The sequence below is a fragment of the Dinghuibacter sp. genome, assembly GCF_035492835.1.
GTDB lineage: Bacteria > Bacteroidota > Bacteroidia > Chitinophagales > Chitinophagaceae > Dinghuibacter.
Genome location: NZ_DATJIY010000125.1, coordinates 25,405 through 47,997 on the forward strand (window position 1 = coordinate 25,405; position 22,593 = coordinate 47,997).

19 protein-coding genes are annotated in these 22,593 nt (G+C 59.3%); 9 read left to right on the forward strand and 10 right to left on the reverse strand.

All coding sequences use genetic code 11. The annotated features are described in order from the left end of the window. Positions 1–4 precede the first annotated feature (4 nt). A complete protein-coding gene (locus tag VL547_RS11475) occupies positions 5–493 on the forward strand; it encodes an Lrp/AsnC family transcriptional regulator (RefSeq protein WP_325577812.1) in 489 nt (162 codons plus the stop codon). Here the strand turns inward: VL547_RS11475 and ppsA are convergent. After that, positions 477–2,900, reverse strand: coding sequence for a phosphoenolpyruvate synthase (gene ppsA / locus VL547_RS11480; RefSeq protein WP_325577813.1), 2,424 nt, complete (start codon positions 2,898–2,900; stop codon positions 477–479). The genes VL547_RS11475 and ppsA overlap by 17 nt on opposite strands. Positions 2,901–3,130: 230 nt before the next feature. Here ppsA and VL547_RS11485 point away from each other — a divergent pair, with 230 nt between their 5' ends. Then, on the forward strand, positions 3,131–3,430 hold the full coding sequence (locus VL547_RS11485) for a hypothetical protein (protein WP_325577814.1): 300 nt from the start codon (positions 3,131–3,133) through the stop codon (positions 3,428–3,430). An 8-nt stretch (positions 3,431–3,438) separates the two neighbouring features. Here the strand turns inward: VL547_RS11485 and VL547_RS11490 are convergent, their stop codons facing one another. From VL547_RS11490 to VL547_RS11505, 4 genes are all read right to left on the reverse strand, one after another. Further along, entirely contained in the window at positions 3,439–7,557 is a 4,119-nt protein-coding gene (locus tag VL547_RS11490) for a T9SS-dependent choice-of-anchor J family protein (RefSeq protein WP_325577815.1), read from the reverse strand. Positions 7,558–7,653: 96 nt separating this feature from the next. Further along, positions 7,654–7,866 (reverse strand): helix-turn-helix transcriptional regulator, encoded by a 213-nt coding sequence (locus VL547_RS11495; protein ID WP_325577816.1) that lies wholly within the window; start codon positions 7,864–7,866, stop codon positions 7,654–7,656. Between the two features lie 3 nt (positions 7,867–7,869). Further along, positions 7,870–8,397: a DUF2975 domain-containing protein gene (locus tag VL547_RS11500; RefSeq protein ID WP_325577817.1), complete on the reverse strand. Its 528-nt coding sequence runs from the start codon at positions 8,395–8,397 to the stop codon at positions 7,870–7,872. 9 nt (positions 8,398–8,406) lie between these two features. After that, positions 8,407–8,745: a VOC family protein gene (locus VL547_RS11505; protein ID WP_325577818.1), complete on the reverse strand. Its 339-nt coding sequence runs from the start codon at positions 8,743–8,745 to the stop codon at positions 8,407–8,409. Positions 8,746–8,900: 155 nt separating this feature from the next. Between VL547_RS11505 and VL547_RS11510 the strand changes: the two genes are divergently transcribed. Both VL547_RS11510 and VL547_RS11515 read left to right on the forward strand, forming a co-directional pair. Further along, positions 8,901–9,785, forward strand: coding sequence for an NAD(P)H-binding protein (locus tag VL547_RS11510; RefSeq protein WP_325577819.1), 885 nt, complete (start codon positions 8,901–8,903; stop codon positions 9,783–9,785). A 3-nt stretch (positions 9,786–9,788) separates the two neighbouring features. Beyond that, complete coding sequence (locus VL547_RS11515) at positions 9,789–10,700, forward strand: helix-turn-helix transcriptional regulator (protein ID WP_325577820.1); 912 nt, start codon at positions 9,789–9,791, stop codon at positions 10,698–10,700. Positions 10,701–10,793: 93 nt separating this feature from the next. On the opposite strand, the gene VL547_RS11520 is transcribed toward VL547_RS11515, so the two are convergent. After that, complete coding sequence (locus tag VL547_RS11520; protein WP_325577821.1) at positions 10,794–11,879, reverse strand: PepSY-associated TM helix domain-containing protein; 1,086 nt, start codon at positions 11,877–11,879, stop codon at positions 10,794–10,796. After that, positions 11,854–14,277, reverse strand: coding sequence for a TonB-dependent receptor (locus VL547_RS11525; RefSeq protein ID WP_325577822.1), 2,424 nt, complete (start codon positions 14,275–14,277; stop codon positions 11,854–11,856). Before VL547_RS11525 ends, VL547_RS11520 begins: the two co-directional genes overlap by 26 nt. Before the next feature lie 46 nt (positions 14,278–14,323). Here VL547_RS11525 and VL547_RS11530 point away from each other — a divergent pair, with 46 nt between their 5' ends. Continuing rightward, positions 14,324–15,118: a class I SAM-dependent methyltransferase gene (locus tag VL547_RS11530; protein WP_325577823.1), complete on the forward strand. Its 795-nt coding sequence runs from the start codon at positions 14,324–14,326 to the stop codon at positions 15,116–15,118. A gap of 66 nt (positions 15,119–15,184) precedes the next feature. After that, the gene (locus tag VL547_RS11535) at positions 15,185–16,228 is read left to right on the forward strand and encodes an NAD(P)-dependent alcohol dehydrogenase (RefSeq protein WP_325577824.1); all 1,044 of its coding nucleotides are present in this window, start codon (positions 15,185–15,187) and stop codon (positions 16,226–16,228) included. Positions 16,229–16,250: 22 nt separating this feature from the next. Here the strand turns inward: VL547_RS11535 and selD are convergent, their stop codons facing one another. The 3 genes from selD to VL547_RS11550 are packed head-to-tail and all read right to left on the reverse strand — an operon-like array spanning position 16,251 to position 18,692. Then, the gene (gene selD / locus VL547_RS11540; protein ID WP_325577825.1) at positions 16,251–17,273 is read right to left on the reverse strand and encodes a selenide, water dikinase SelD; all 1,023 of its coding nucleotides are present in this window, start codon (positions 17,271–17,273) and stop codon (positions 16,251–16,253) included. Beyond that, positions 17,266–18,288 (reverse strand): tRNA 2-selenouridine(34) synthase MnmH, encoded by a 1,023-nt coding sequence (mnmH, locus tag VL547_RS11545; RefSeq protein WP_325577826.1) that lies wholly within the window; start codon positions 18,286–18,288, stop codon positions 17,266–17,268. The genes selD and mnmH overlap by 8 nt, the downstream gene beginning before the upstream one ends. A gap of 32 nt (positions 18,289–18,320) precedes the next feature. After that, entirely contained in the window at positions 18,321–18,692 is a 372-nt protein-coding gene (locus VL547_RS11550) for a response regulator (protein WP_325577827.1), read from the reverse strand. 191 nt (positions 18,693–18,883) lie between these two features. On the opposite strand from VL547_RS11550, the gene VL547_RS11555 reads away from it, so the two are divergent. From VL547_RS11555 to VL547_RS11565, 3 genes are read left to right on the forward strand one after another with little or no spacing between them, the layout of a single operon-like run. Then, entirely contained in the window at positions 18,884–19,471 is a 588-nt protein-coding gene (locus VL547_RS11555) for a (2Fe-2S)-binding protein (protein ID WP_325577828.1), read from the forward strand. Beyond that, on the forward strand, positions 19,468–20,463 hold the full coding sequence (locus VL547_RS11560) for a xanthine dehydrogenase family protein subunit M (protein ID WP_325577829.1): 996 nt from the start codon (positions 19,468–19,470) through the stop codon (positions 20,461–20,463). The genes VL547_RS11555 and VL547_RS11560 overlap by 4 nt, the downstream gene beginning before the upstream one ends. Continuing rightward, a complete protein-coding gene (locus VL547_RS11565; protein ID WP_325577830.1) occupies positions 20,460–22,592 on the forward strand; it encodes a xanthine dehydrogenase family protein molybdopterin-binding subunit in 2,133 nt (710 codons plus the stop codon). Before VL547_RS11560 ends, VL547_RS11565 begins: the two co-directional genes overlap by 4 nt. Position 22,593: the final 1 nt, after the last annotated feature.

The following is a 22,593-nucleotide window of genomic DNA, read 5'->3' on the forward strand; positions in this document are numbered from 1 at the left end:
GCCTATGCTAGCCGAACTAGACACAGACGACGTCCGTATATTGAATCTCCTGCAGCACGACGCCCGCCTGACCAACAAAGAGATCGCGGCCAAGCTCGGCAAATCCGTGACGGCTATCCACGAGCGCATCCGGAAGCTGGAGGAAGCCCGGATCATCGAAGGCTATGTCGCGATCCTCAACCGTGAGCTCGTCGGCAAAAACCTCGTGGCGTATACCACCGTCCAGCTCAAGGAGCACGCACAACCAACCCTCGAGTGCTTCGCCCGGGATATTGCCCAGTTCCCAGAGGTGATGGAATGTCACCGTCTCGCCGGCCCGTTCGACTACCTGCTGAAGGTAGTCACCGGCAATATGAACGAATACAACACGTTTCTGATGAAGAAGCTGTCTACCCTGCCGAACCTCGGTTCCGTGCAGTCGTCCTTCGTCCTTAGCGAAGGACGGATGAAAACCGCCTACAGCCTACCCCTCCCCGTTAGCAAACGCAAGTAACCGCGTTTATCGCCCGGATGGTTTTGACCAGCGAATCGGGTGTCACCGAAATACTATCGATCCCTTCCTTCACCAGGAACTGGGCCAGCTCCGGGAAGTCCGAAGGCCCCTGGCCGCAGATCCCCACCTTAACCCCACATTCCTTAGCCGTACGGATGAGCTGCCGGAGCAACGCCTTCACCGCCGCGTTCCGCTCGTCGTACAAATGGGCGACCAGAGCCGAGTCCCGGTCCAGCCCCAGCGTTAGTTGGGTGAGGTCGTTACTCCCGATGGAAAACCCATGGATATGCTCCGCGAACTCGCGCGCCAGCAGGATATTTGACGGTAGTTCGGCCATCAGGAATAACTCCAGCTCGCCGTCGATACCCCGGCGTCCCGGAATTAACCCATATTCCTCCATCACGCCGCGGACCCGCAGCAGCTCCTCCACCGTCCGGCAGAACGGGATCATCACCGCCACATTGGAAAGCCCCATCACGTCCCGCACCAGTCGGATCGCCCGGCATTCGAGCCCGAACGCCTCTTTATAGGATTCGGAATAATACCGGGACGCGCCGCGCCAGCCTATCATCGGGTTCTCCTCGACCGGCTCGAAGTGCGCGCCACCCAGCAAATTCCGGTACTCGTTGCTCTTGAAATCCGAAAACCGCACGATCACCCGTTTCGGATAAAACGCCGCCGCGATCTTGCCGATCCCATACGACAGCTTTTGGATGAAATAAGTCTCCTCGTCCTTGAACCCGCGGATCAACTCCCCGATGGCCGAGCTCAACGCCGCGTCACCGGTGGAACGGTGCCGCAACAAGGCCAGCGGATGTGCCTGGATATAGTTGTTGATAATGAATTCTTCGCGGGCAAGCCCCACGCCGCTGTGCGGCAAATGCGCATACTGGAACGCCGACGCTGGCGACCCCACGTTCAACATAATGGGCGTCGACACCTCCGGCAAATCCGCCAGCTCCGTCGTCACGCACTCAAATGGCAGCGCCCCTTCATACACGTATCCATCCTCCCCCTCCGCACAAGACGCCGTCACCACCTGCCCATCCTTTAACCAATCCGTCGCATTCCCGCACCCCACAATCGCCGGCACGCCCATCTCCCGCGCCACGATCGCCGCATGACACGTCCTGCCGCCCTTATTCGTAACGATCGCGGACGCGATCTTCATAATCGGCTCCCAATCAGGGTCCGTCATATCCGTTACCAATACGTCCCCCTGCAGGAACTCCCGTCCCCCAACCCTTTTGTCCAGTGAATATAAAATATTCACCGACCCCGTCGCCACCTTATCGCCCACCGCAATCCCCTTCCCCAACAACCGCCGCTCCACGCCGGCAGCCAGCCGATACTCCGTCAAGCTCGTATCCGATCGCCGGCTGTGAACCGTCTCCGGCCGCGCCTGTACGACAAACAAACCGCCATGCAACCCATCTATCGCCCACTCCACATCCACCGGGCACCACCGGTCCTTGACCCGCGAATAATAGTCCTCGATCGCGATCACCCAGTCCGCCAGCTGCAATACCTGGGCGTCCGTCAGACAAAACCTGTACCGCTGTCCCTCTTCCGCCGGGATGATCCGCGTCCGCTGATCGCTCCGATCACCGTACACCATAATCTTATCCTTCGCGCCCAACCGACGCTCGATAATAGACGCAAATCCTTCCCGCCGCGTGGGCTTGAACACGAGGAACTCGTCCGGCGACACCGATCCCTGCACGACCATCTCACCCAGGCCATACGACCCGTTGATCACCACGAGGTCGCGGAAACCCGACTCCGTATCCAGCGAAAACGCCACCCCGCTCGACGCCAGGTCCGAGCGCACCATCTTCTGTACGCACACCGACAACCCGATCGTGGAGGCTTCGAACCCAAACTGTTTTCTATAGCTGATCGCCCGGTCCGTAAATAGCGAAGCGAAACAATTCCTCACCGCGTCGATCAACGCCGCCGGCCCCCGTACGTTCAGGTACGTCTCCTGCTGCCCTGCGAAGCTCGCCTCCGGCAAGTCCTCCGCCGTAGCGCTCGACCGCACCGCCACGTCCGTCGCCGTCTGATCATAGCGCCCCGACAACTCCTCATACGCGCCGATGATCTGTAGCGACAGCTCCTGTGGGAACCGCGCGTTCGAAATCGCCTGCCGGATCTTCAACCCGCCCCGTCTCAGCGACTCCACATTCCCATGATCGATCCCGGCCAGCTCCCGTTCCACGAACGGAAGCAACCCGCTCCCTTCCAAAAACTGCCAGTACGCCTGGGTCGTCACCACGAACCCGCCCGGGATCGCCACCCCCAAAGGCGTCAGGAACTGCAACATCTCACCCAGTGACGCACATTTACCCCCGACCAGCCCTATATCGCCCAGGCCCACCGTCTCCAGGGGAAGAATAATCCGACTCATACAACAAGCTATTTCGCTAAAACTCCAAAGAATGTCCGGATTTTCCCACGCTTCGCCCCAGCCCCGAAATCTTATCTAAATAGCCCGCTCCCCCCCGAACTTTTATAGCCCCCAGGACAAAATTTCAGTGCACCCCTGTAAATTTTTCGGGGGTAAGTCAATTTTTCAGCGGCGTCCCCGGCTGGCATTTCCTTTGTTTTGCAATTTTTATTCGTCCAACTTCCTGCAGCATGATCACCGCAACCTTCGACATCCGTTTCAACTTCGGGGTAGACGCCGCGCGGCTCAACATCCTCCTCGAAGCAACCGTCCGCGAGCACCACTCGGACGAGTATTATGTAGTCTCCGACTTCCATATTCCCGGCCACGCCAGCCGCTCGGTGTTGCCCACGATCACTATCCGGAAGCAGGGCCTCCTTTGGGTCCACACCGATAGCGGTAAGGCCACCGACCTCAGCACCGCGGTCGGGTATACCATCGAGGCAATAAAAAGGCCGCCTGGCAATACACCAGGCGGCCCAAACGAATAAACATCATTTTACAATACCAGCAACATCCCCGTCCCCACCTGGTCCGAAGTAGTAACCTTCACCACATATATACCCGCGCGTAACCCACTCAGGCTGATCGTATTGACCTGAGCATCGGGCGTCCCCGTCTGTTGCTTCAGCGTAGTCCCGCTCAGGTTCAGCACCTGGATGACATACGGTCCGTCGGCGTGGGCGACGATGGCCCTGGTCGACCCAAAGGCCGGATTGGGGCTGATCGTCAACGTAAGCGGCAGCGGGAAGGTCAGGCTGACGGTGTTGGACAGCGTCGAGTTCCCGATCGATTCGATCTCCTTGAGCCTATAGTAATCTGTGCCCGGCAACGGCAGCGGGTCCGTGAAATTATACGTCGTCGCGGTATCCGTAGCGTTGCTGGAACGAGCCGCAACCAGGCCGATCGGCAGGAAAACCCGTCCGTCGAGGCTCTTTTGCACTTCGAAAACCTTGGTGTCGTTATCGGGCGTGGTTATCCATGTCAACAACGCCGTGCTGCCCTGCTTTTGACCGGTAAAGATCAGCGGCGGCCGGATCGGCCCGGTCGCGGGTGGCGTGAACGAGAATTGGGTATATACCGGATAGTGGTCCGTCGTCGTGGTACCGTAGTTGGTCACCAGGCCCGCGACGTCCGAACGAACCGTGGCCGAAGCCGGCAGGTAGAACCGGTTCACCGTGTCGCTGATGATGACGTTGTCGATCACGCTGCTGTAATTGACGTCCGAGTGCTGGCCGGTGGGGCTCAGCGGCTGGGTCGGGAACTTGTACAGCGACGAGTCGCCGATCGTAAAGGCGCTCCAGGAAGTCACCGGCGGATTGACGCCCGCTGTGATGGTTTGGTTCAGGTCGTCGTTGAAGTCCCCCAGGATCACGACGTTATCGCTGGGGTACTGCGCTTTCAGCAGCGAATCGAGGGCCCGGGCGCCGTCGGCGCGGCGGGCATAGGCCGTCAGCACCGGCGAGGTGTTCGCCTTGGCGTGGACGTTGATAAAGCGGAAGGTCTGCGTATTGGTTCCACCCTGGTTGTCGCTCAGCGTCACGCTCGCGGTCAGCATATAGGGGAACCGGCCGCTCGACCAGTCGTTATAATAGGTAGTAGAAGGATCGAGCGGGTTGCTGGTGCCCAGGGTCAGCAACGAATCCGTCCGGATCGCGGTGATCTTAGCCGTGTTATAGACAAAGGCCAGCTTCTGGATCGTGTTGATCGGATCGGGGCCTCCGGGAATCGTCGGGTTGGAGAAAGACCCGAATTGCCCAACGATGACCGCATAACCCGGCATGGTGGCGACGATGGAGTCGAGGGCCGCCTCGTCGCATACTTCTTCCAGGGCGTAGAGATCCGCGTGCAGGCTTGGGAGGACCGTACCCACGTTCCTTTTCTGCAACGCCTTGTCGGTGGGTCCGAGCGTGGGATCGGGGGTGCCGAACCAGTTCAGGTTCCAGTCGATCACGCTCAGCGTGGAGGCGGGGTCTATGCTGTTTCCCTTGACGTTTACGACGGCCGTCGAATCGGAAATGAGGACCAGGACCGAGTCGATGAACTGCCGGTTGGATGCTTCCGGTATAAACCGGATATACACCGGCAGGGTCTTGTTGTTGGCTACCGCGGCGGTCAGGGACACCGAATCGCTGAAGTGTACGCTGTCGGTGGAGACCTGGAAGACCGACGAGCCGGTGATCGTTATCGGAGACGTAAGATCGTTCCCAGTCACCAGGAGCTTTTGCGTGGCCACGCTGCGGAAGGCCGTATAGCCGAACTCGAAGTTGTCCGTGCTCAGGGTGAGGCTCGGGGGCGGCGGGGTCAGCGAATTGACCAGGCTGACATCGTCCACCGTCCAGCGCGAGCCGTCCTGGTCGGACGATGTATAAACGAAGGCAAAGTAGACGGTGCTGTCCTTAAGGGTGGACAGGTCGATGTTGGAGGACAGGGTCCAGACATCGGAAGCCACGCTGGGGAACTTGCCGTTCAGCACGGCCCAGTGGGCCAAGGTGGGGTTGCCCGAACCGGTATAATCGGTTGAGACCTCCAGCGTCAGCGGCGCGCCGGTGAAGGCGTTGCGGCTCCAGAAGTTCAGCAGCGGGTAGGTCGTCCCTGCCAGGTTGAACCGGGGCGAGATCAGCCAATCCTGGTTGGGGTTGTTGACGCCGCCAGCAAAACCATTGATCTCAATGGCGTGGCCAAAAGCCGTCGTACCGGCCAGATTGCTGCTGTCTCGGCCAAAGGTGGTGCAGTCCCATACCTGGGCGCCCGTCACGCTAAAGGCGGTGAACCCATTGGGCAGCAGCCCGCTCCCGAGACAACTGTCAAAGCTGGTGGCGTAAGGCAGCGTTTGGGCGATGGTATTGTTATACGTACTGAAGCTCCAGCCACTGGAAAGACCGGCAAAAGCGTTACCAAAGGCATCCACGAAAGTGCCCGCGCCGATGCGGATTGCGTACGTATTCCCGCCCACCAGCGACACATGCAGCACGACCGAGTCGTTGCTCACCGCGATCCGGGTGTCGCTCACCGGGATGACGGTGCTATCGGTTCCGTTGACCACCAAAGTAATGTTACCGACGCCTTTGGCAACCGGTTTGGTAAACACCAGGACCGGAACGACGCTCGACGGTATCGATGCCGCGCCGTTGACCGGCACAAGGCTCTGCACCATCGGCGGCGCCGTGGTATACGTGCTGTTCCTCGGGTTGGGCGTATTGACCTGGAAGTCGGTGGCGTTGTTACCCGAGTCCCCACCGTCTGGGACGCGCACATCCGCAGTGGAGTTGGTCAGCACCGGCGCGGGAGCGCCTTCGAAGCCGGTGGCGCCCGGCCCATAGCCGACGAGGTCGATGACCGTCGCGCCCGAAGGATCGGCGCCCGTTTGGGCGGCGGCTGCGTTGCTCAAAAGGACCTTCCCCGTCGTCGCGCTCATGGCGATGGACCCGATAACGTCCGGTGCCGGCAACGGCGTGTTGGGGCTCGCGCCAACCGCTTCCTGTACCAGGAAAAACCCGTGCGGCGGAATCGTCCCGGTCAACGGCGTTACCTGCCAGGAAGTGCCCGCAGAAGAGGAATATTGAACCGACCAGCCGTTGAGGTTTACGGCCGTGTCCGCGTCATTAAAGAGCTCGATAAAGTCATTGGAAAAAACGGAGCCCGAATTCCCCCCGCCGCCATACACCTGGTTGACAACCACTTTCGCAGCGGGCGAGGTTACCGAACCCGTGAGTTGTACCAGGGTGGAGTCTGCGCCCGCCGAGCGGAGCGTGACCGTCCCGTTGACGACACCCGAGGGCGCACCGGCGGCCAGCCGTACCAGCAAGGCGGTATCCGCCACCGTCCCGCCCGTTTGGGCAAGTCCGACGGTAGCGCTGAAATTGCTCCCATCCCGGGAAAGTTCGAATCCCGCGGATGCCGTCGCCGAAATACCTGCCGTCAGGTTGACCCCACCGACGGTGATCGTTTGCGCCGGCGAGGCGCTCCCCGCCACCGCGGCAAAGCCCGATAGGGAGGCGGGAAAGACCGTTATCGCCGGGACCGGCACGTTGCCCGATGCCGTAGCCAGGACACTGAGGTCGTCGATCCGCCAGTTAGCGGTGTTCTTCGACGCGTTACCCGTGCCGTTATACGCGTAAATGCGGATAGTGATGGCTTGTCCCGGGGTGCCCGGGAGCGCCGTAGGACTACTGATAAGCGCCCACGCGCTGTTGTTGGCCAGCGACCCCGTGGCGGCCGGAGCGGCAAAATTGTCCAGGCTCGTACGGATGTCGTACGCCTGCGGCCCGGTCCCCGTGGAGCGGCTTCCGAAGCTAATCTGGGTGACGGTAACCGCCACACCCGCGGCGGGTGTCAGCGTCCATTCGAAATAAGTCGTAGTGTCCGGCCTGTACCCGCCAACGTTGGCGGCGGCCCCGGCGTTGTTACCGCCGGTAGCGCCCGGATACGCCGAAGACGCCGAAGTCGTCGTCAGCAACGTGGTCGTGCCGTTATTGTTTCCCTGCGACACAGCCGACACGGTGATCCCGGCCGGCACGCCCGACAGCGGCGTAGCCGTAGAAAAGTCCCAGACGATCTGGGCGTTACTGACAAAAGGCAATAAGAGGACGCAAAGGAGTGAGTAGAGTTTCCCCATGTTGAACGATTTGGTGGGAAACAAATGTAGCCGCAGTTCGCCGCTCCCGGTTTGAAGAAATTATTAAGTATTCCTCGCCTCCGGCCGCGTATCCGCCTAAGATAGCTCGTCTTTGTATTCCAGCAAATCCCCCGGCTGGCAATCAAGCGCCTTGCAAATCGCCTCCAGCGTACTGAAGCGCACCGCCTTGGCCTTCCCCGTTTTCAGGATCGACAAATTCGCCAGCGTCAGGTCCACCTTCTCCGCAAGCTCGCCGAGCGACATCTTCCGCCTGGCCATCATCACATCCAGGTTTACGATAATAGGCATCGGTTATACGGTTAGCTCGTTTTCGGTTTGCAACTCCACGCCTTTCTTAAAGATTTGCGCAAAGACAAAGACAATGCCGGCCGTAATAATAAAGTCCCCGGAAAATGTCGCGACCTTCAGACCCGGCACCCGATCTTCCAGCCAATGGCTATGGATATCCTTGAGCATCGCCACGACCCAGGTCGCCACCAGGAAATAGCTGATCCGTTCCAGTCGCAGGGCGATGTCCATAGTGAACGGGTTCGATAGTTTTATCCGCGACAATACCAGGATCACCAGGTAGGCGGTATATCCGGCAAAAAGCATCACCGCCGCCGTCAGGAAAACCGCCACGGAAAACTGCGCCAGGCTGAAATCCCGCAGCAAATGATAGTCCTGGTGCGGAAAAATATCGTTAGCCGCCAGGGGCTGCCAGAAACTATACACCCAGCCGAAAAGAACCCCGCCGGCCTCGACCATGCAGCCGATAAATACGATCCAGGCCAGTACGTTCATGACCGCCAGGATCCAATCTGTTCTTGTTTTTTTCATAAAATAATTTTAATCGATTTGTAAAAAAGCCAGCACATTCCCGTCCGGGTCCGCGATATAGAATTCCTTCCCATAGGGCATTTCCCGGAGTGGTTGCGCAATGGTCACGCCGTCCAGCGCCGCATAGGCGCCCTCCACATCCGGAACCGAAAAGGTCAGCTCGAAGTCCTTTCGCCCTTCCCCGCACTTCAGGTGTATCGAGACGCCGTCCTTGACAATGCCCGCATAAAAGTCTTCATACCGGAAGTCCAGCCGGAAACCCAGCTTCTCCGTATAAAAGGTTATAGCCCACTCCAGGTCGGCGACCAGCAACTGCGGGCTCATGGTTTTGATGGTAAACGTACTCATATTACAATATATGTTTCATGCTCAATTTTTCTCAAATATAGATAAATATTTATCGAAATACAATAAATATTTATTGACCCCCTTTTCGACTACTATAAACGTAGAATCGGTTAAGCGTACCGGAAACCGCCGGTGGACATTTGTAAAAAAAACAAATGAAGCTCATCCTCACCGGCTCCCTCGGCCACATCGGCCACCCCCTTACCACCCTCCTGACCCAACAGGGCCATACCGTTACCGTCATCACCACCAACCCCGCCAAACAAAAAGAGATCGAAGCCCTGGGCGCAACAGCCGCCATAGGCCGTATGGAAGACACCGGCTTCCTGACAACCACCTTCAGGGGCGCAGACGCCGTCTATTGCATGGTTCCTCCGGCCCAGCATACCGCCCCCGATCGGGTCGCGTACTACCGCGAGACCGCCCGGAACTATGCCCGGGCCATACAAGACGCCTCGATACAACGCGCCATCCACCTCAGCAGCATCGGCGCCGACCTGGACAAAGGGACCGGTATCATCCTCGGCGCTTACGAGGCGGAACAGGTATTCAATGCGCTCGACGGCGTATCCGTGACCCATATACGGCCCACGTATTTCAATTACAACCTATTGAACTTTGCGGGCATGATCCGCAAAACCGGCCGCATCATGGCGAACTACGGCGGAGACGACATCATCCCGCTGGTCGAACCGGCCGACATCGCCCCTGTCATCGCCGAAGAGCTCCAGAAAACCGGGAAAAGCATCCGCTACGTTGCCAGCGAAGAGCGGAGCGGCAATGAAATTGCGCGTACCTTAGGGGAAGCCATCGGAAAACCCGACCTGTCATGGACCGTCATCACCGACGACCAGATGCGTCAGGGAATGGAAGCAAACGGGATGCCCGCCGGGCTGGCCGCCGACCTCACCGAAATGTACTCCAGTATGCACAAGGGCGACCTGGGCAGGGACTTCCAGAAGCACAAGCCCCAAACCTGGGGAGCGACAAAGCTGGAAGCATTCTTACCCACCTTCGTCGAGGCCTACAATAATGCATAAGACATGCCAACAAAGATTAAATCCATTGCCGACTACCACCTGTTCAGGGGGCTCCCCAAACCGGAGCACCCCCTGATCAGCCTGATCAATTTCGCCAGCGCGCCCGTGATGCAGAACACCGACCAGGACATCAACCTCGATTTCTATATGATTTCGGTCAAAAGGAATTTCGAGGGCCGGATGAAATACGGCCAGCGGGAATACGACTTCGACAACGGCACAATGTTCTTCCTCGCCCCCGGCCAGGTTTTTTCCATTTATAAAAACAACGGCAAACCCGAGGGCTGGATACTCCTCGTCCATCCGGACTTCCTGTGGAATACGCCCCTGGCTAAAACCATTCGCCAGCACGAATACTTCGACTACGCCGTGCACGAAGCGCTGCACCTCTCCGAAAAGGAAGAATCCACGATCAACGACCTCATGCTCCACATCGAACAGGAATACCGCTCGAGCATCGACGCCTACAGCCAGGACGTCATCGTCGCCCAGCTCGGGCTCCTGCTCACCTACGCCGAAAGGTTCTACCACCGCCAGTTCATCACCCGGAAGATAGCCAACCACCGCGTCCTCGAACGTTTGGAAAAAATGCTCACGGACTGGTTCGACAGCGACGACCTCGTAACAAAAGGGCTCCCCTCCGTACAGCACATCGCCGCCGAATTGAACGTCTCCCCCAATTACCTCAGCGGTCTGCTGCGGGTATTGACCGGCCGGAGCACCCAGCAGCACATACACGACAAGCTCATCGAAAAGGCCAAGGAGAAACTATCCACCACCGCCCTTACGATCAGTGAGATTGCCTACGACCTGGGCTTCGAGCACCCGCAGTCCTTTACCAAGCTGTTCAAGACGAAGACCAGCCTTTCGCCACTTGCCTTCCGGCAAACCATCCTATCACCCCTAAAGGGATAATCATCAATATCCAGCCGCCCGGGCACCCAAACAAGGCCGTCAAAAGCCCCGCCATGGTACAGGCGCCGAGTACGCCCGGCATGCGCCAGGTTTTTATCTTTTTGCCCATAAGACTATTCCGCTGATTAAAACACCGATCGCGACCAGGTCGAAAACCGCCCAGATCACCTTGAGCGGCGTCCCGCCGTAGTCGCCGAAGTGTAATGGTCTCGACACTTCTATGGCCCTCAGGTAAAACGGCATGCGAACCACCACGTCGAGCTTCCCGGTTCCGGCATCCACCAGGGCCGGGCTGAACAGGCGGGAACTGAATGCCTCGCTGCCTTTTGCCCACAACAAGTAGTGATAGGGGCTGCCGTAGGGATTCCCGGGAAACACCACGCTCGTGACCCGCATGCCCGGCAATGCACGCTGCGCCTCGACGTAAGCCGAATCCACCGAAGACAATACAACCGGCGAAGACCGCCCTTTGTATCCATCCAGGAGCTTTTTCACATCCGTCACCTGCCAAAGCCCGAACAACGGCGTCGATAGTTCATTGAGCACGCCGGTCAACCCGACGACCAACAACCACACCGCCGTGGCGATCCCCAGCAGGTTGTGCAGGTCGAGCCACTTCAGCCGGCGGCGGACCGTTCCGAAGGCCGCCTTTTTCATAAAGGGCCCGTAGAGCACGATACCCGACACGATGGAGATCGCGAAAAGCGCCCCCATCACCCCCAGGAACAGCTCCCCGGGCAGGTCGAGGAACAGCCCGCGGTGCAGGTCGAGCATAACTTCGGTAAACGTTCGTTTTTTATGGACAAAAGGCGGTTCGTCCTCCAGTAACCGGCCCGTGCGAGCGTCATATTGGAGCGAATGCCGTAGCGGATCGTCCCAGCACCACGTGGGCGCCATATTCACCAGCACCTGCGGCTCATCGTCGTCGACAAAGACCGAAGTCACGCGCTGGTCCGGGTACAGGGTCAGCGACCGCTGCACCAGGGAATCCAGGTCCGTGAGCGGCGTCGAGGCCGGCAGGTCCTCGTAGTGCGTCGGGTTCAGCCAATGGTCGATTTCATCCCCGAAGATCAGCGGCAACCCGGTGACGCACAGCATCAACAGGAACAGCGTGCACACCAGGCTCGACCAACGGTGCCACCAGAACCAACGCTTAGAAACGGAACGCGATACTTCCATTGACGCTACGGGGTTGTTGAGGATTCACCGTATACCAGCCGATCCAGTACTTCTTGTCGGTCAGGTTGTTCACGCCGGCAGACAACCGGAACCGGCCCGCGTCGTAAAACAAGCTCGCGTTGAGCAGCGTATATTCCGGGACCCAGAACTGCCCTTCGCTCCGGCTGCTTTCCACCAGGGCTTTGCCGGCGTAGTTGCCACCGAAACCAAAGCCTAGCCCCTTGACGGCGCCCGTAATGAAGCGATAGCTCAGCCAAAGGTTGGCCATTTCCTGCGGACCCGAGCTGTTCGGGCGCAGGCCATTGACGTCCGCGTCCGCGTTGGTGTACTTTGCGTCGTTGTGCGCATACCCCGCCGTGATATTGAACCCGGCGAAGGGGTTGGCCTGGAGTTCGACTTCGATGCCCTTGCTGACCTCGGTGCCGTTCTGCACCTGAAAATTGGGGTGGTTCACGTCCGTCCGCAGGATGTTGCCGACGCGGATGTCGTAATAACTGACGGTACCGCTTAAACGTCCGTCGAAAACGTTCGCCTTTACGCCGCCTTCCCACTGGTTAGCCTGCTCAGGCTTGAAGGCGTGACCCAGGTAGTCCGTGCCGGTCTCGTTGGTAAAGCCGTTCTGATAATTTCCGAACAGCGACAGCCTGTTCTTGAGCAGCTGGTAGACCAGACCGAACTTGGGCGAGAGCGCCGTCTGCTGGTATCCCCCGCTGGTCGTGCCGTCTTCGGGGCTGTAGTTCCCCTTGAAGTCGAAGTGATCCAGCCGGAGGGCGGCATTTACGATCAACCGGTCCGTGACGTTGATCACATCCGACGCATAGGCGCTGGAGATATAGGTCTTGTTGAAGATCGTATACGGGTATGGGTCCGCGGGGCTGTTGGCATAGGCCGAGTCGACCTTTGCTTTGTCGAAGTTGTAGTAGGCGGGGATCGAACCGGTTGTGGGGATGATGTCGAACAGGTCCGCGGCGGTTTGCCCATCCACCGTGCCCATGAACTCATGATAACGGACGCTGGCGTTGTAATTATAAAAGTCGGCGCCCAGCAACAGGCGGTGCTTCAGGAAACCGGTGCTGAACCGTCCCACTACGTTCTCCTGTATGTCGAGCGTCTGGTCCGAGCCGTCTATGGTCCAAACGTTCCGGGATATCTCGTTGTTCCCGGGCAGCAGGTACATATACGGCATGGGTCCATAGGAACGCGTATGCACCGACGTGACGTTTGTCTGCGACGTCCAGGAAGACGAGAGCTTGTAGTTCATCTGCCCGGTAAAATTGAGGTTCGTGGAATTCATCGACAGGTCGTTGCTGATGTACGAACGGTTATAGTCGAGGTTCAACTTATCCGCGCTGTTTACGCCCAGCTGGGCGACGGTAGAATTAAAGAAAAACAATTGCGGCGTCGTCCCCTGCGCCGCATACATCTCCGCGTCCAGGGAAAAGGACAACCGGTCGCTGGCCTTATAGGACAGGCTGGGCGCCACGAAAATATCTTTGTGGAAGCCCGCGTCCTGCCAGGAATTCTGCGTATTCAACGCAGCGTTGACCCGGAGCAGCAGCTTTTTCGCGGAATCCAGGGGCGTATTCACGTCTGCCGTCAGGCGGTTGAAACCATAGCTGCCGCCGGTATAGGCAATCTCGCCCCCTACGGAGGAGAAGGGCTTTTTCGTCACCCGGTTGATCAGACCGCCATACGACGTAACGGCGCTCCCGAACAGCGTGGCCGAAGGCCCTTTCAACACTTCGATGCTTTCGATATTGGCGTTGTCGATAGTGGTGCTGACGTTTGCCGGTATGCCGTTCCGTAAATAGGTATTGAGCTGAAAACCCCGCAGCACGAAGGAACTCCCGTTCCCGAACCCGGACCGGTCGGTAGCCGCCCACAATTTGCTCGCGCCCGGCACGTTCCTGAGGGCGTCATCCAGGGTGTACACCGACTGGTCCTTCAGCAACCCGGCGCTCACCGTCGTATACACCTGTGCGTTCTCCAGGTCGTTCAGCGGCATCTTGGCCATGTCGTCGCTCTTGAGCACCGTATACCGGCCCGCTTTGCGGATATTGATCGTCACGTCGTTGAGCTGACGGCTGTTCTCCCCCAGGACGAAGTCGACCGTAACGGTTATCCCCGCCGTGACATCGACCGTTTTGTATTCAGGCACGAGGCTGACCAGGCTGGCCTCCAGGCGATAGGACCCCGGCTTGACGTTATGGATCGTATAGTGCCCGGCGGCGTTCACCGATACCGTCCTACCCGCCCCGGCCAGCGTCACGCTGACAAACTCGGCGGGTTTCCCATCCGCCGTTTTCACCGTCCCCGTGATCGTGCCGGCCGTCTGTTGCGCCCTTGCGCCGGAAAAAGCAGTAAACAGAAAAAATAGAATCGTGGTATATTTAGACATAGCAGTTTATTTTCACCGCAAAAGTCCCCGACCAGCAACAGACATCATGGACGAATCAGGAAAACCATTTTCTATATCCGGAAAAAATCCGCTCTTCGACGAACCCAACTTCGTCGCCCGCGCCGAAGCCCTCGACGAGCTGGAGCTCCTTCGCTCCGCCCTTGAAGCGGTCGATGATCGTCTCTTTGAACGACTTCGCCCCCGGGCGCGCCGCCATTTGCGCGAGCTCATCGACACCTACGTACCCCCTCCTTACGAACCGGGCTACGGCGTCCTCGATCTCTTCCTCCAGAAACTCCTCCCCGGCGGCCCCCTCCCCGAACCAACGATAACACCCGGGCCCGACATGGTCTACTACCAAAAGACCCCCGCCCACCTCATCCTCGAGCTAACCCAATACCTGAAACCCACCGACGTCTTCGTCGACCTCGGTTCCGGCCTAGGCCAGCCCTCCATCCTCGTCAACCTCCTCACCAATATCCCCGCCATCGGCGTCGAGATCGACCCCGCTTTCCACGCCTACGCAACGCGCGTCGCCGAAGCGCTACAACTAGACGATGTAACCTTCATCAATGCCGACGCCCAAAATGCCGACCTCGAACGCGGCACCGTCTTCTTCCTATACACCCCCTTCCGCGGCGCTCTCCTCCAAACCGTCCTCCAACGGCTCCCCAAAAACTGCCGCCTGATCACCTATGGCCCCTGCACCGAAGACCTAAGGCACGCAAGCTGTTGGAGGCCCGTACCGCATTTCGACCGTGTTTTGCCGACGGCAATGCACGGTCGAAATGCAGTACGGGCCTCCAGCAGCGATGCCTTAAGCCTCTTCGAAACCCGCTAATTCAAATATGCGTAACATAAGGTTGCGGGATTTTCCTCAACTTTGCTCCACAAAAACGCTAACAACATGATAAAGGTCAAAGGCTACGCCGCCCAAACCCCCACCACCGACCTCGCCCCCTGGGACTTTCAACGCCGTGACGTCGGCCCCCACGACGTCCAGTTCGACATCCAATTTTGCGGGGTTTGCCACTCCGACCTCCACCAAATTAAGAACGACTGGTTCGAGGGCATTTTCCCGATGGTGCCCGGCCACGAGATCGTGGGCCGTGTCATCAAAGTAGGCGACAAGGTTACCAAATTCAAGGTAGGCGACCTGGCCGGCACCGGTTGCATGGTCGATTCCTGCCGCGAATGCGAAAACTGCAAACGGGACTTGGAGCAATACTGTCTGAAAGGCAATTCCCAGACCTATAATGGTTTGGAACAGGACCACAAAACGCCCACCTACGGCGGCTATTCCAATACGATCGTCGTAAACGAGGACTTCGTCCTCCATATACCGGAAAACCTGGACCTGGCCGCCAGCGCACCCCTGCTTTGCGCGGGCATCACCACCTATTCCCCCCTGCGACACTGGAAGGTGGGCAAAGGGCACAAGCTGGCCGTCATCGGCCTCGGCGGTCTCGGCCACATGGGTGTAAAGTTCGGGGTCGCCTTCGGCGCCGAAGTAACGGTGCTGAGCACCTCACCTAAAAAGGAGCAGGACGCCAAAAAACTGGGTGCCCATCACTTTCTGGTCACCTCCGACCCGGAGCAGGTCAAGGCCGCGCAACACACCTTCGATTTTATCCTTGACACGGTCTCCGCCGAGCACGACATCAACATGTATATGTCGATGCTTCGGACCGACGGCACCCACATCTGCGTTGGCGTACCGCCAAAGCCCTCCATGATAAAAGCCTTCAGCCTGCTAGGCGGTCGCAAGAGCCTGTCCGGTTCCGGCATCGGCGGTATCCTGGAAACTCAGGAGATGCTGGATTTCTGCGGGGAGCACAACATCGTTTCCGACATCGAGATGATCGACATCAAGGACATCACGACGGCATATGAGCGCATGCTCAAGGGCGACGTGCGCTATCGCTTCGTCATAGACATCGCCACCCTGTGACCGATATCTCGCTTTGCTAATCTCACACAACCCGGATGAGAGGCCCTTTGGTGAAGGGCTCCAACCGCCCCAGCGCGTGACGATACCCCTCGGGTAACAGCAGCTCCACGGCCGGGGCGGCCTCTTCGGTTACCGCTATCAAAAGCCCCCCGCTGGTTTGCGGATCGGCGAGTATATACCGCTGCTCGTCCGTAAGCGGCCCGATCTTACTGCCATAGCTGGCCCAGTTACGGTGCGTCCCCCCGGGTATACAACCCTGCGCCAGGTAACCCGCCACCGACGGGATCACCGGTACCCGGTCGAACACGACCGTGGCCGAAACCCCGCTCCCCTCGCACATCTCCGAAAGATGACCGAGCAATCCGAAACCCGTCACGTCCGTCAAAGCCCGTACGCCGGCAATGGTCCCCAGCGTCTCTCCCACCTTGTTCAGGGTAACCATGCTTTGTAACGCCACGGCCGCGTCGGCGTCCGAAAGCAACCCGCGCTTCTGCGCGGTGGACAGCACGCCCACGCCGAGCGCCTTGGTCAGGTAGAGCCTGCACCCCGCCTGGGCCGTCGAATTTTGCTTCAACCGGTCGAGTCCCACCAGGCCGTTTACCGCCAAACCAAAAACCGGTTCCGGACAATCGATACTGTGCCCCCCGGCCAGGGCGATCCCCGCCTCCGCGCACACCGCGCGCGCGCCTTCCAGTACACGGGCCGCGGTCTCGGGCGGCAGTCTATCCACCGGCCAACCAAGGATGGCAATGGCCAGCACGGGCTTGCCCCCCATGGCGTAGACATCGCTGATGGCGTTGGCCGAAGCGATCCTGCCGAAATCGTATGCGTCGTCTACGATCGGCATAAAGAAATCCGTCGTCGACACCAGGCCTGTCCCATTTCCCAGGTCCAGCACCGCCGCGTCGTCGCGTTTGTCGTTCCCTACCAGCAACCGCGGGTCCGCCGCCATAGGTGTCGCGCTGTGCAATATCCGGTCCAGCACCGCGGGGCTGATCTTGCAGCCGCAGCCGGCCCCGTGTGAAAATTGTGTCAATCTATCCATACTCGGGTAATGTCGCTGTCAAAACGATCGCTGAATTCACCACTGCGTCCACGCCATCGACGGGGACCGCCACCATGTCCACGCGGTCGCCCATACCGGTCCGGTACGTCTTATCATAATACACCAGCAACTCCCGGACAAAGTCTTCCATCCGTCCTTCGCGGATGGCCGCCACCGCCCGTTTGGTTTGTTCCGGCCCCAGCCGTTTGCGGATGCGTTCGGTACACTCCACGAGAAAATCCCGGTCGAGCATCCCATAGGTCTCCGTCAAAGACGACACCCGGGCTTCCGGTGGCGGCTGGACTTCGAACAGGACGGCCGAGCGCATACGATCCCAAAACGCGCGGGGGATCAACCGCTGCCCGATGGTCCGGCTTTCATCCTCCACCCATATCCGCCGCCCGCGGTCCAGCGCCAGCAACCGGGCCGCGAGGTCGTTCTCAAACTGCTCCTGGGAGGGCTGTACCAACCGGTTCAGCGTCCCATAGGTCGACCCCTGGTGTTGCGCAAGGTCTTCCAGATCGACCACCTGCTCGCCCTTACGCTCCAGCTCGTGGAGTATCCGCGTTTTGCCCGAACCCGTCATCCCCCCCAGCACCACGAGCGACCAATCGCGCCCGAACTGGTCCAGTACCCAGCGCCGGTATCGCTTGTATCCGCCCTCCACCACATACACCTGGAACCCGTACAGGTCAAGGGCCCAGGCCATGGCGCCGCTGCGCATCCCGCCCCTCCAGCAATGGACCACGATCTTTTTGTCCGGCGCCAGCGCCAACGCCGACCGGATAAACCCGGACCACTTCGGCCCCGCCAGGTCAAAGCCCAGCAGGATGGCCGCTTCCCGGCTTTGCTGTTTGTAGGTCGTCCCCACCTGTACGCGCTCCTCATTGCTGAACAAAGGCAGGTTGAAAGCCCCCGGGATGTGCCCTTGCGCGAATTCCGCCGGCGTGCGCACGTCGGCGATGGGGATGCCCCCCAGACCCATGAGGTCCGCTATGGTCACTTTCTTTAGCATGCCCCGATAAAATTACGGAGCCTGCCAGCAAATCAGCGGGAGCCCAGGTATTTATTTACCATACCCATTAACTCCTCGATCTGGAAGGGTTTGGGTAGCCAGTCGTCCGCGCCGGCCTCCTCGGCCAGCGCCTGGATGGACTCTTCTTCTGTAAAATAGATCACGGGGATATGCCGGTACTCCGGGTCCGACTTGAGACCGCGGGTAGCCTCGGTACCCATGACGTCGGGCATGCGGTGGTCGATGAAGATCAGATCGGGGGAAAACTGACGGACGGTTTCCACCAGTCTTGCGGCGCCATTCAGGGTGTACACCATATAACCCCTCCTCTCCAGTACAAGTCTTGTCATTCGCAAAAGGTCAGGATCATCGTCGACGCACAAAATTCGTTTCAGTTGGCTCATGTGACGTTACTAGGTTGCAACCAAGGGTTAGAAATATCGGCGCAATTTAGCCCTGGCAGCGGATTCTGGCGGGATATGAAGAAATCTTAATCCCGCGCGTGCGTATGTAGAAATAATTCCGCAAAATGCTATCCTTTTTATGAGTTCCCGTCACTGGCAAATTTTGGGTAAATTAGGTAAAAGCCAAGTGTATGTCAGAGCACACCGAGACCCGGCGGGATTTTCTCAAACAATCATCCTTGCTCTCCGCCATGGCGCTCACCCCGGGCGCCCTCCTGAAGGCGGCTGAGCAAAAGTGGGATGAGAAGTTTGCGGACGCCTTCGAAAAGGTTCCCCTTCATCTGGAGGTAAACGGGGTCGCGCACAGCCTGATGATAGAACCCAGGATCACCCTCCTGGACCTCCTCCGCGAGCACCTCGACCTGACCGGGACCAAAAAGGGATGCGACCGCGGCCAGTGCGGAGCCTGTACCGTACACGCCGACGGGGTCCGCATCAACTCCTGCCTGAGCCTCGCGGTCACCAATGAGGGAAAGAAGATCGCCACCATCGAGGGTTTGGCCCGGGGTGAAGAGCTGCATCCGATGCAGGAAGCCTTTATAAAACATGACGGCTTCCAGTGCGGTTACTGTACTTCCGGCCAGATCATGTCGGCCGTGGCGCTGCTCAGGGAGGGCCGACAGGATGTCCGCGAATTCATGAGCGGCAACATCTGCCGTTGCGGGGCCTATTCCAACATCGTCAAAGCCATAGAGGACGTCAAAAACAACCAGGTATGAACCCTTTCAGCTACGCAAGACCCACCGAAACCGGTACGGCCATAAAGACACAGGCAAAGGAATCCCAAGCCTTTTTCCTGGCGGGGGGCACCAACCTGATCGACCTCATGAAGATGGGTGTGGTGAATCCCAGCACGCTCATCGACATCAACCGGCTCCCGCTAAAGGGTATCGAGCCCCACGCGGGCGGGCTAAGGCTTGGCGCGCTGGCTACCAACAGTGAAGTAGCGGATCACCCCGCCGTCCTGAAGGACTACCCCCTTCTTTCGCTGGCCTTCAACGCCGGCGCGTCTCCCCAACTCCGCAACATGGCGACGGTGGGCGGTAACCTGATGCAACGGACCCGCTGTTCCTATTTTTTCGACCTTACCATGCCGTGCAACAAACGCGAACCGGGCAGCGGTTGCGGTGCCATCGACGGCATCAACCGCATGCACGCCCTTTTCGGCGCGAGCGACAAATGCATCGCCGTCAACCCGAGCGACATGAGCGTGGCGCTGGCCGCCCTGGACGCCACGGTCCGCGTGAGGGGCGGCGCGGGAGAAAGGGCCATCCCCTTTCATGAATTCCACCGCTTGCCCGGCGACCAGCCGGAGCTGGACAATACCCTCCGCAAGGGAGAACTGATCACCGCGGTGGACCTGCCCCCGGCCGTCTTTACAAAAAACGTGTACTACCTCAAGGTGCGTGACCGTACATCATACGCCTTTGCCCTGGTGTCGGTGGCGGCTGCCCTTGACCTCGACGCCGCTGGCCGCATCCGGGACGTTCGCCTGGCCATGGGCGGTGTGGCGCACAAGCCCTGGCGGTTGTACAAGGCCGAGGACTTCCTGAAGCACAAAGCCGCCACGGCGGAGAACTTCCGCGCGGCGGCGGCCATAGCCATGGAGGGCGCCAAGGCCTACCGTTATAATCAATTCAAGCTGCGACTCGCACCGAACACCATTCTCGAGGCCCTTACAAAGGCCGCGGGTACAAACACGCCATCATGAAAAAAAGCCAGATAGGAGATCCTTTGGACCGCGTGGACGGCCGGCTAAAGGTCACGGGCGGCGCCAAATATTCCGGCGAATGGAAACTGCCGGACCTCGCCTATGGGGTCCTCGTCCCCGCCACCATTGCCGGGGGCAGCGTCACCGCCATCGATGCCAGGGCCGCCCAACGCGCCCCCGGCGTGCTTGCAGTCATAACGCCGTTCAACTTCCCCGGCGTACCCGGTTTCAAAACCGACGCGCCCCAACCCGTCCGGGGGCTAAAGCTCTTTAACGACAACATCGTCCACTTCAACGGTCAGCCCATCGCGCTGGTGATAGCCGACACCTTTGAACGGGCCACCTACGCCGCCAGCCTCGTCAGGGCGGCTTACCAGAAGGAGTCGTTCGACACCGACTTCCACGCCAGTATCGACAAGGGCGTCGTCCCGCAGGGCGGCCGCTATAAGGACTATGTGCGGGGCCAGGCAGACGCCTACAAAGGGGCACCCGTCGTCGTCGAGCAGGAATACATCCAGCCCTCCGAAATGCACAACCCCATGGAACTGCATGTGACCATGGCGGTATGGGATGGGGACGACAAGGTGACCGTCTATACCAAGTCCCAGGGGGTGATAGGTACCCAGCGCAGCATAGCGGGGGCCTTTGGTTTGAAGCAGGAAAATGTCCAGGTGAATTCCCGTTTTGTCGGGGGCGCGTTTGGTTCTTCGCTCCGCACCTGGCCCCACGAGATCGCCGCCGTGATGGCAGCCAAGCTCGTGGGACGGCCTGTCAGGCTGACCCTTACACGGGAACAGATGTTCACCCTGGTGGGCTACCGGCCCCTCACCGTCCAGAAGATCGGACTGGGCGCCACCCCTGACGGACAACTCGTCGGCATCACCCACGAATCTCATTCCCAGACCGCCGGGTACGAGGAGTTTACGGAGAACTCGGTGGGTTGTTCCCGATTCCTGTACGCCAGCCCCAACGCCAATACCCGGTACAAGGTTATTCCTCTTAACGTCGGAGTGCCCGCGCCGATGCGGGGCCCGGGAGAGGCTACCGGTTCCTTTGCCCTGGAGTCCGCCCTGGATGAGCTCGCCTACGCGTTAAAGATGGACCCTATCGAGCTCCGGCTTAAGAATTACGCGGACACCGATCCCGAAAGGAGCCTGCCCTGGTCGAGCAAGTACCTCAAGGAATGCTACGCCCGGGGAGCGGAACGCATCGGTTGGAGCAACCGTCCCGGCACGCCCGGCAGTCTGCGCGAAGGCGACTGGCTCGCGGGCTATGGCCTCGGTTGCGGCGCCTTCGGGGCCTATCGCAGCCGTGCCATGGCCAGGATCAAAATGACTTCCGACGGAGCCGTCAATATCCAAAGCGCCACCAGCGATATAGGCCCGGGTACTGGTACCGCCATGACCCTGATTGCCTCCGACCTCCTTGGGTTGCCCGTGGAAAAGATCACCTTCGAGCTGGGCAATTCCGCCTACCCGATGGCGCCTACCCAGGGCGGCTCTTCCACCGTCTCTTCGGTTGGCTCGGCCGTTCACGACGCCTGTCTGGCCTTCAGGAAAAAATGCTACGAGCTCGCGGGGCAACCCGGGGATAGCACGACCCCCATCGACTACACCACGCTTCTCCGGCAACACAACCTGCCCTACCTGGAGGTAACCGAAGCCTCCCAGGGCGGGGACCAGCCTCAGCACTACTCGATGTACTCCTTCTCGGCCCACTTTTGCAAAGTGCACGTACACCCGCTCACCGGTGTCGTGCGGGTAAAACAGCTGATTGCTGTCGTCGACGCGGGCAGGATCGTCAGCCATAAGACCGCCAGCAGCCAAATGATCGGGGGCGCCGTCGGTGGCATCGGGATGGCGCTGACCGAAGAAGCCGTTTTCGACAATAGCTACGGACGCTATGTCAACGGCAACTTCGCGGACTACCACGTCCCCGTCAATGCTGATATACCGGACATAGAGGCCATCTTTATCGACAAACCCGATCCGTACATCAACCCCATCGGGACAAAAGGTATTGGTGAAATATCCCTGATCGGCGTCGCCGCCGCCGTCGCCAACGCCGTTTACAACGCCACCGGCAAACGGGTGCGCGAGTTGCCTATTACACCGGACAAGCTGGTTTGAC

Coding starts and splice junctions, on each gene's coding strand:
- VL547_RS11515 (WP_325577820.1), top strand. CDS start 9,789: ATGCCAACAAAGATTAAATCCATTGCCGACTACCACCTGTTCAGGGGG.
- VL547_RS11555 (WP_325577828.1), top strand. CDS start 18,884: ATGTCAGAGCACACCGAGACCCGGCGGGATTTTCTCAAACAATCATCC.
- VL547_RS11535 (WP_325577824.1), top strand. CDS start 15,185: ATGATAAAGGTCAAAGGCTACGCCGCCCAAACCCCCACCACCGACCTC.
- VL547_RS11550 (WP_325577827.1), bottom strand. CDS start 18,692: ATGAGCCAACTGAAACGAATTTTGTGCGTCGACGATGATCCTGACCTT.
- VL547_RS11500 (WP_325577817.1), bottom strand. CDS start 8,397: ATGAAAAAAACAAGAACAGATTGGATCCTGGCGGTCATGAACGTACTG.
- VL547_RS11525 (WP_325577822.1), bottom strand. CDS start 14,277: ATGTCTAAATATACCACGATTCTATTTTTTCTGTTTACTGCTTTTTCC.
- VL547_RS11530 (WP_325577823.1), top strand. CDS start 14,324: ATGGACGAATCAGGAAAACCATTTTCTATATCCGGAAAAAATCCGCTC.
- VL547_RS11560 (WP_325577829.1), top strand. CDS start 19,468: ATGAACCCTTTCAGCTACGCAAGACCCACCGAAACCGGTACGGCCATA.
- VL547_RS11490 (WP_325577815.1), bottom strand. CDS start 7,557: ATGGGGAAACTCTACTCACTCCTTTGCGTCCTCTTATTGCCTTTTGTC.
- ppsA (WP_325577813.1), bottom strand. CDS start 2,900: ATGAGTCGGATTATTCTTCCCCTGGAGACGGTGGGCCTGGGCGATATA.
- VL547_RS11565 (WP_325577830.1), top strand. CDS start 20,460: ATGAAAAAAAGCCAGATAGGAGATCCTTTGGACCGCGTGGACGGCCGG.
- VL547_RS11510 (WP_325577819.1), top strand. CDS start 8,901: ATGAAGCTCATCCTCACCGGCTCCCTCGGCCACATCGGCCACCCCCTT.
- VL547_RS11505 (WP_325577818.1), bottom strand. CDS start 8,745: ATGAGTACGTTTACCATCAAAACCATGAGCCCGCAGTTGCTGGTCGCC.
- VL547_RS11485 (WP_325577814.1), top strand. CDS start 3,131: ATGATCACCGCAACCTTCGACATCCGTTTCAACTTCGGGGTAGACGCC.
- VL547_RS11495 (WP_325577816.1), bottom strand. CDS start 7,866: ATGCCTATTATCGTAAACCTGGATGTGATGATGGCCAGGCGGAAGATG.
- VL547_RS11475 (WP_325577812.1), top strand. CDS start 5: ATGCTAGCCGAACTAGACACAGACGACGTCCGTATATTGAATCTCCTG.
- VL547_RS11520 (WP_325577821.1), bottom strand. CDS start 11,879: ATGGAAGTATCGCGTTCCGTTTCTAAGCGTTGGTTCTGGTGGCACCGT.
- mnmH (WP_325577826.1), bottom strand. CDS start 18,288: ATGCTAAAGAAAGTGACCATAGCGGACCTCATGGGTCTGGGGGGCATC.
- selD (WP_325577825.1), bottom strand. CDS start 17,273: ATGGATAGATTGACACAATTTTCACACGGGGCCGGCTGCGGCTGCAAG.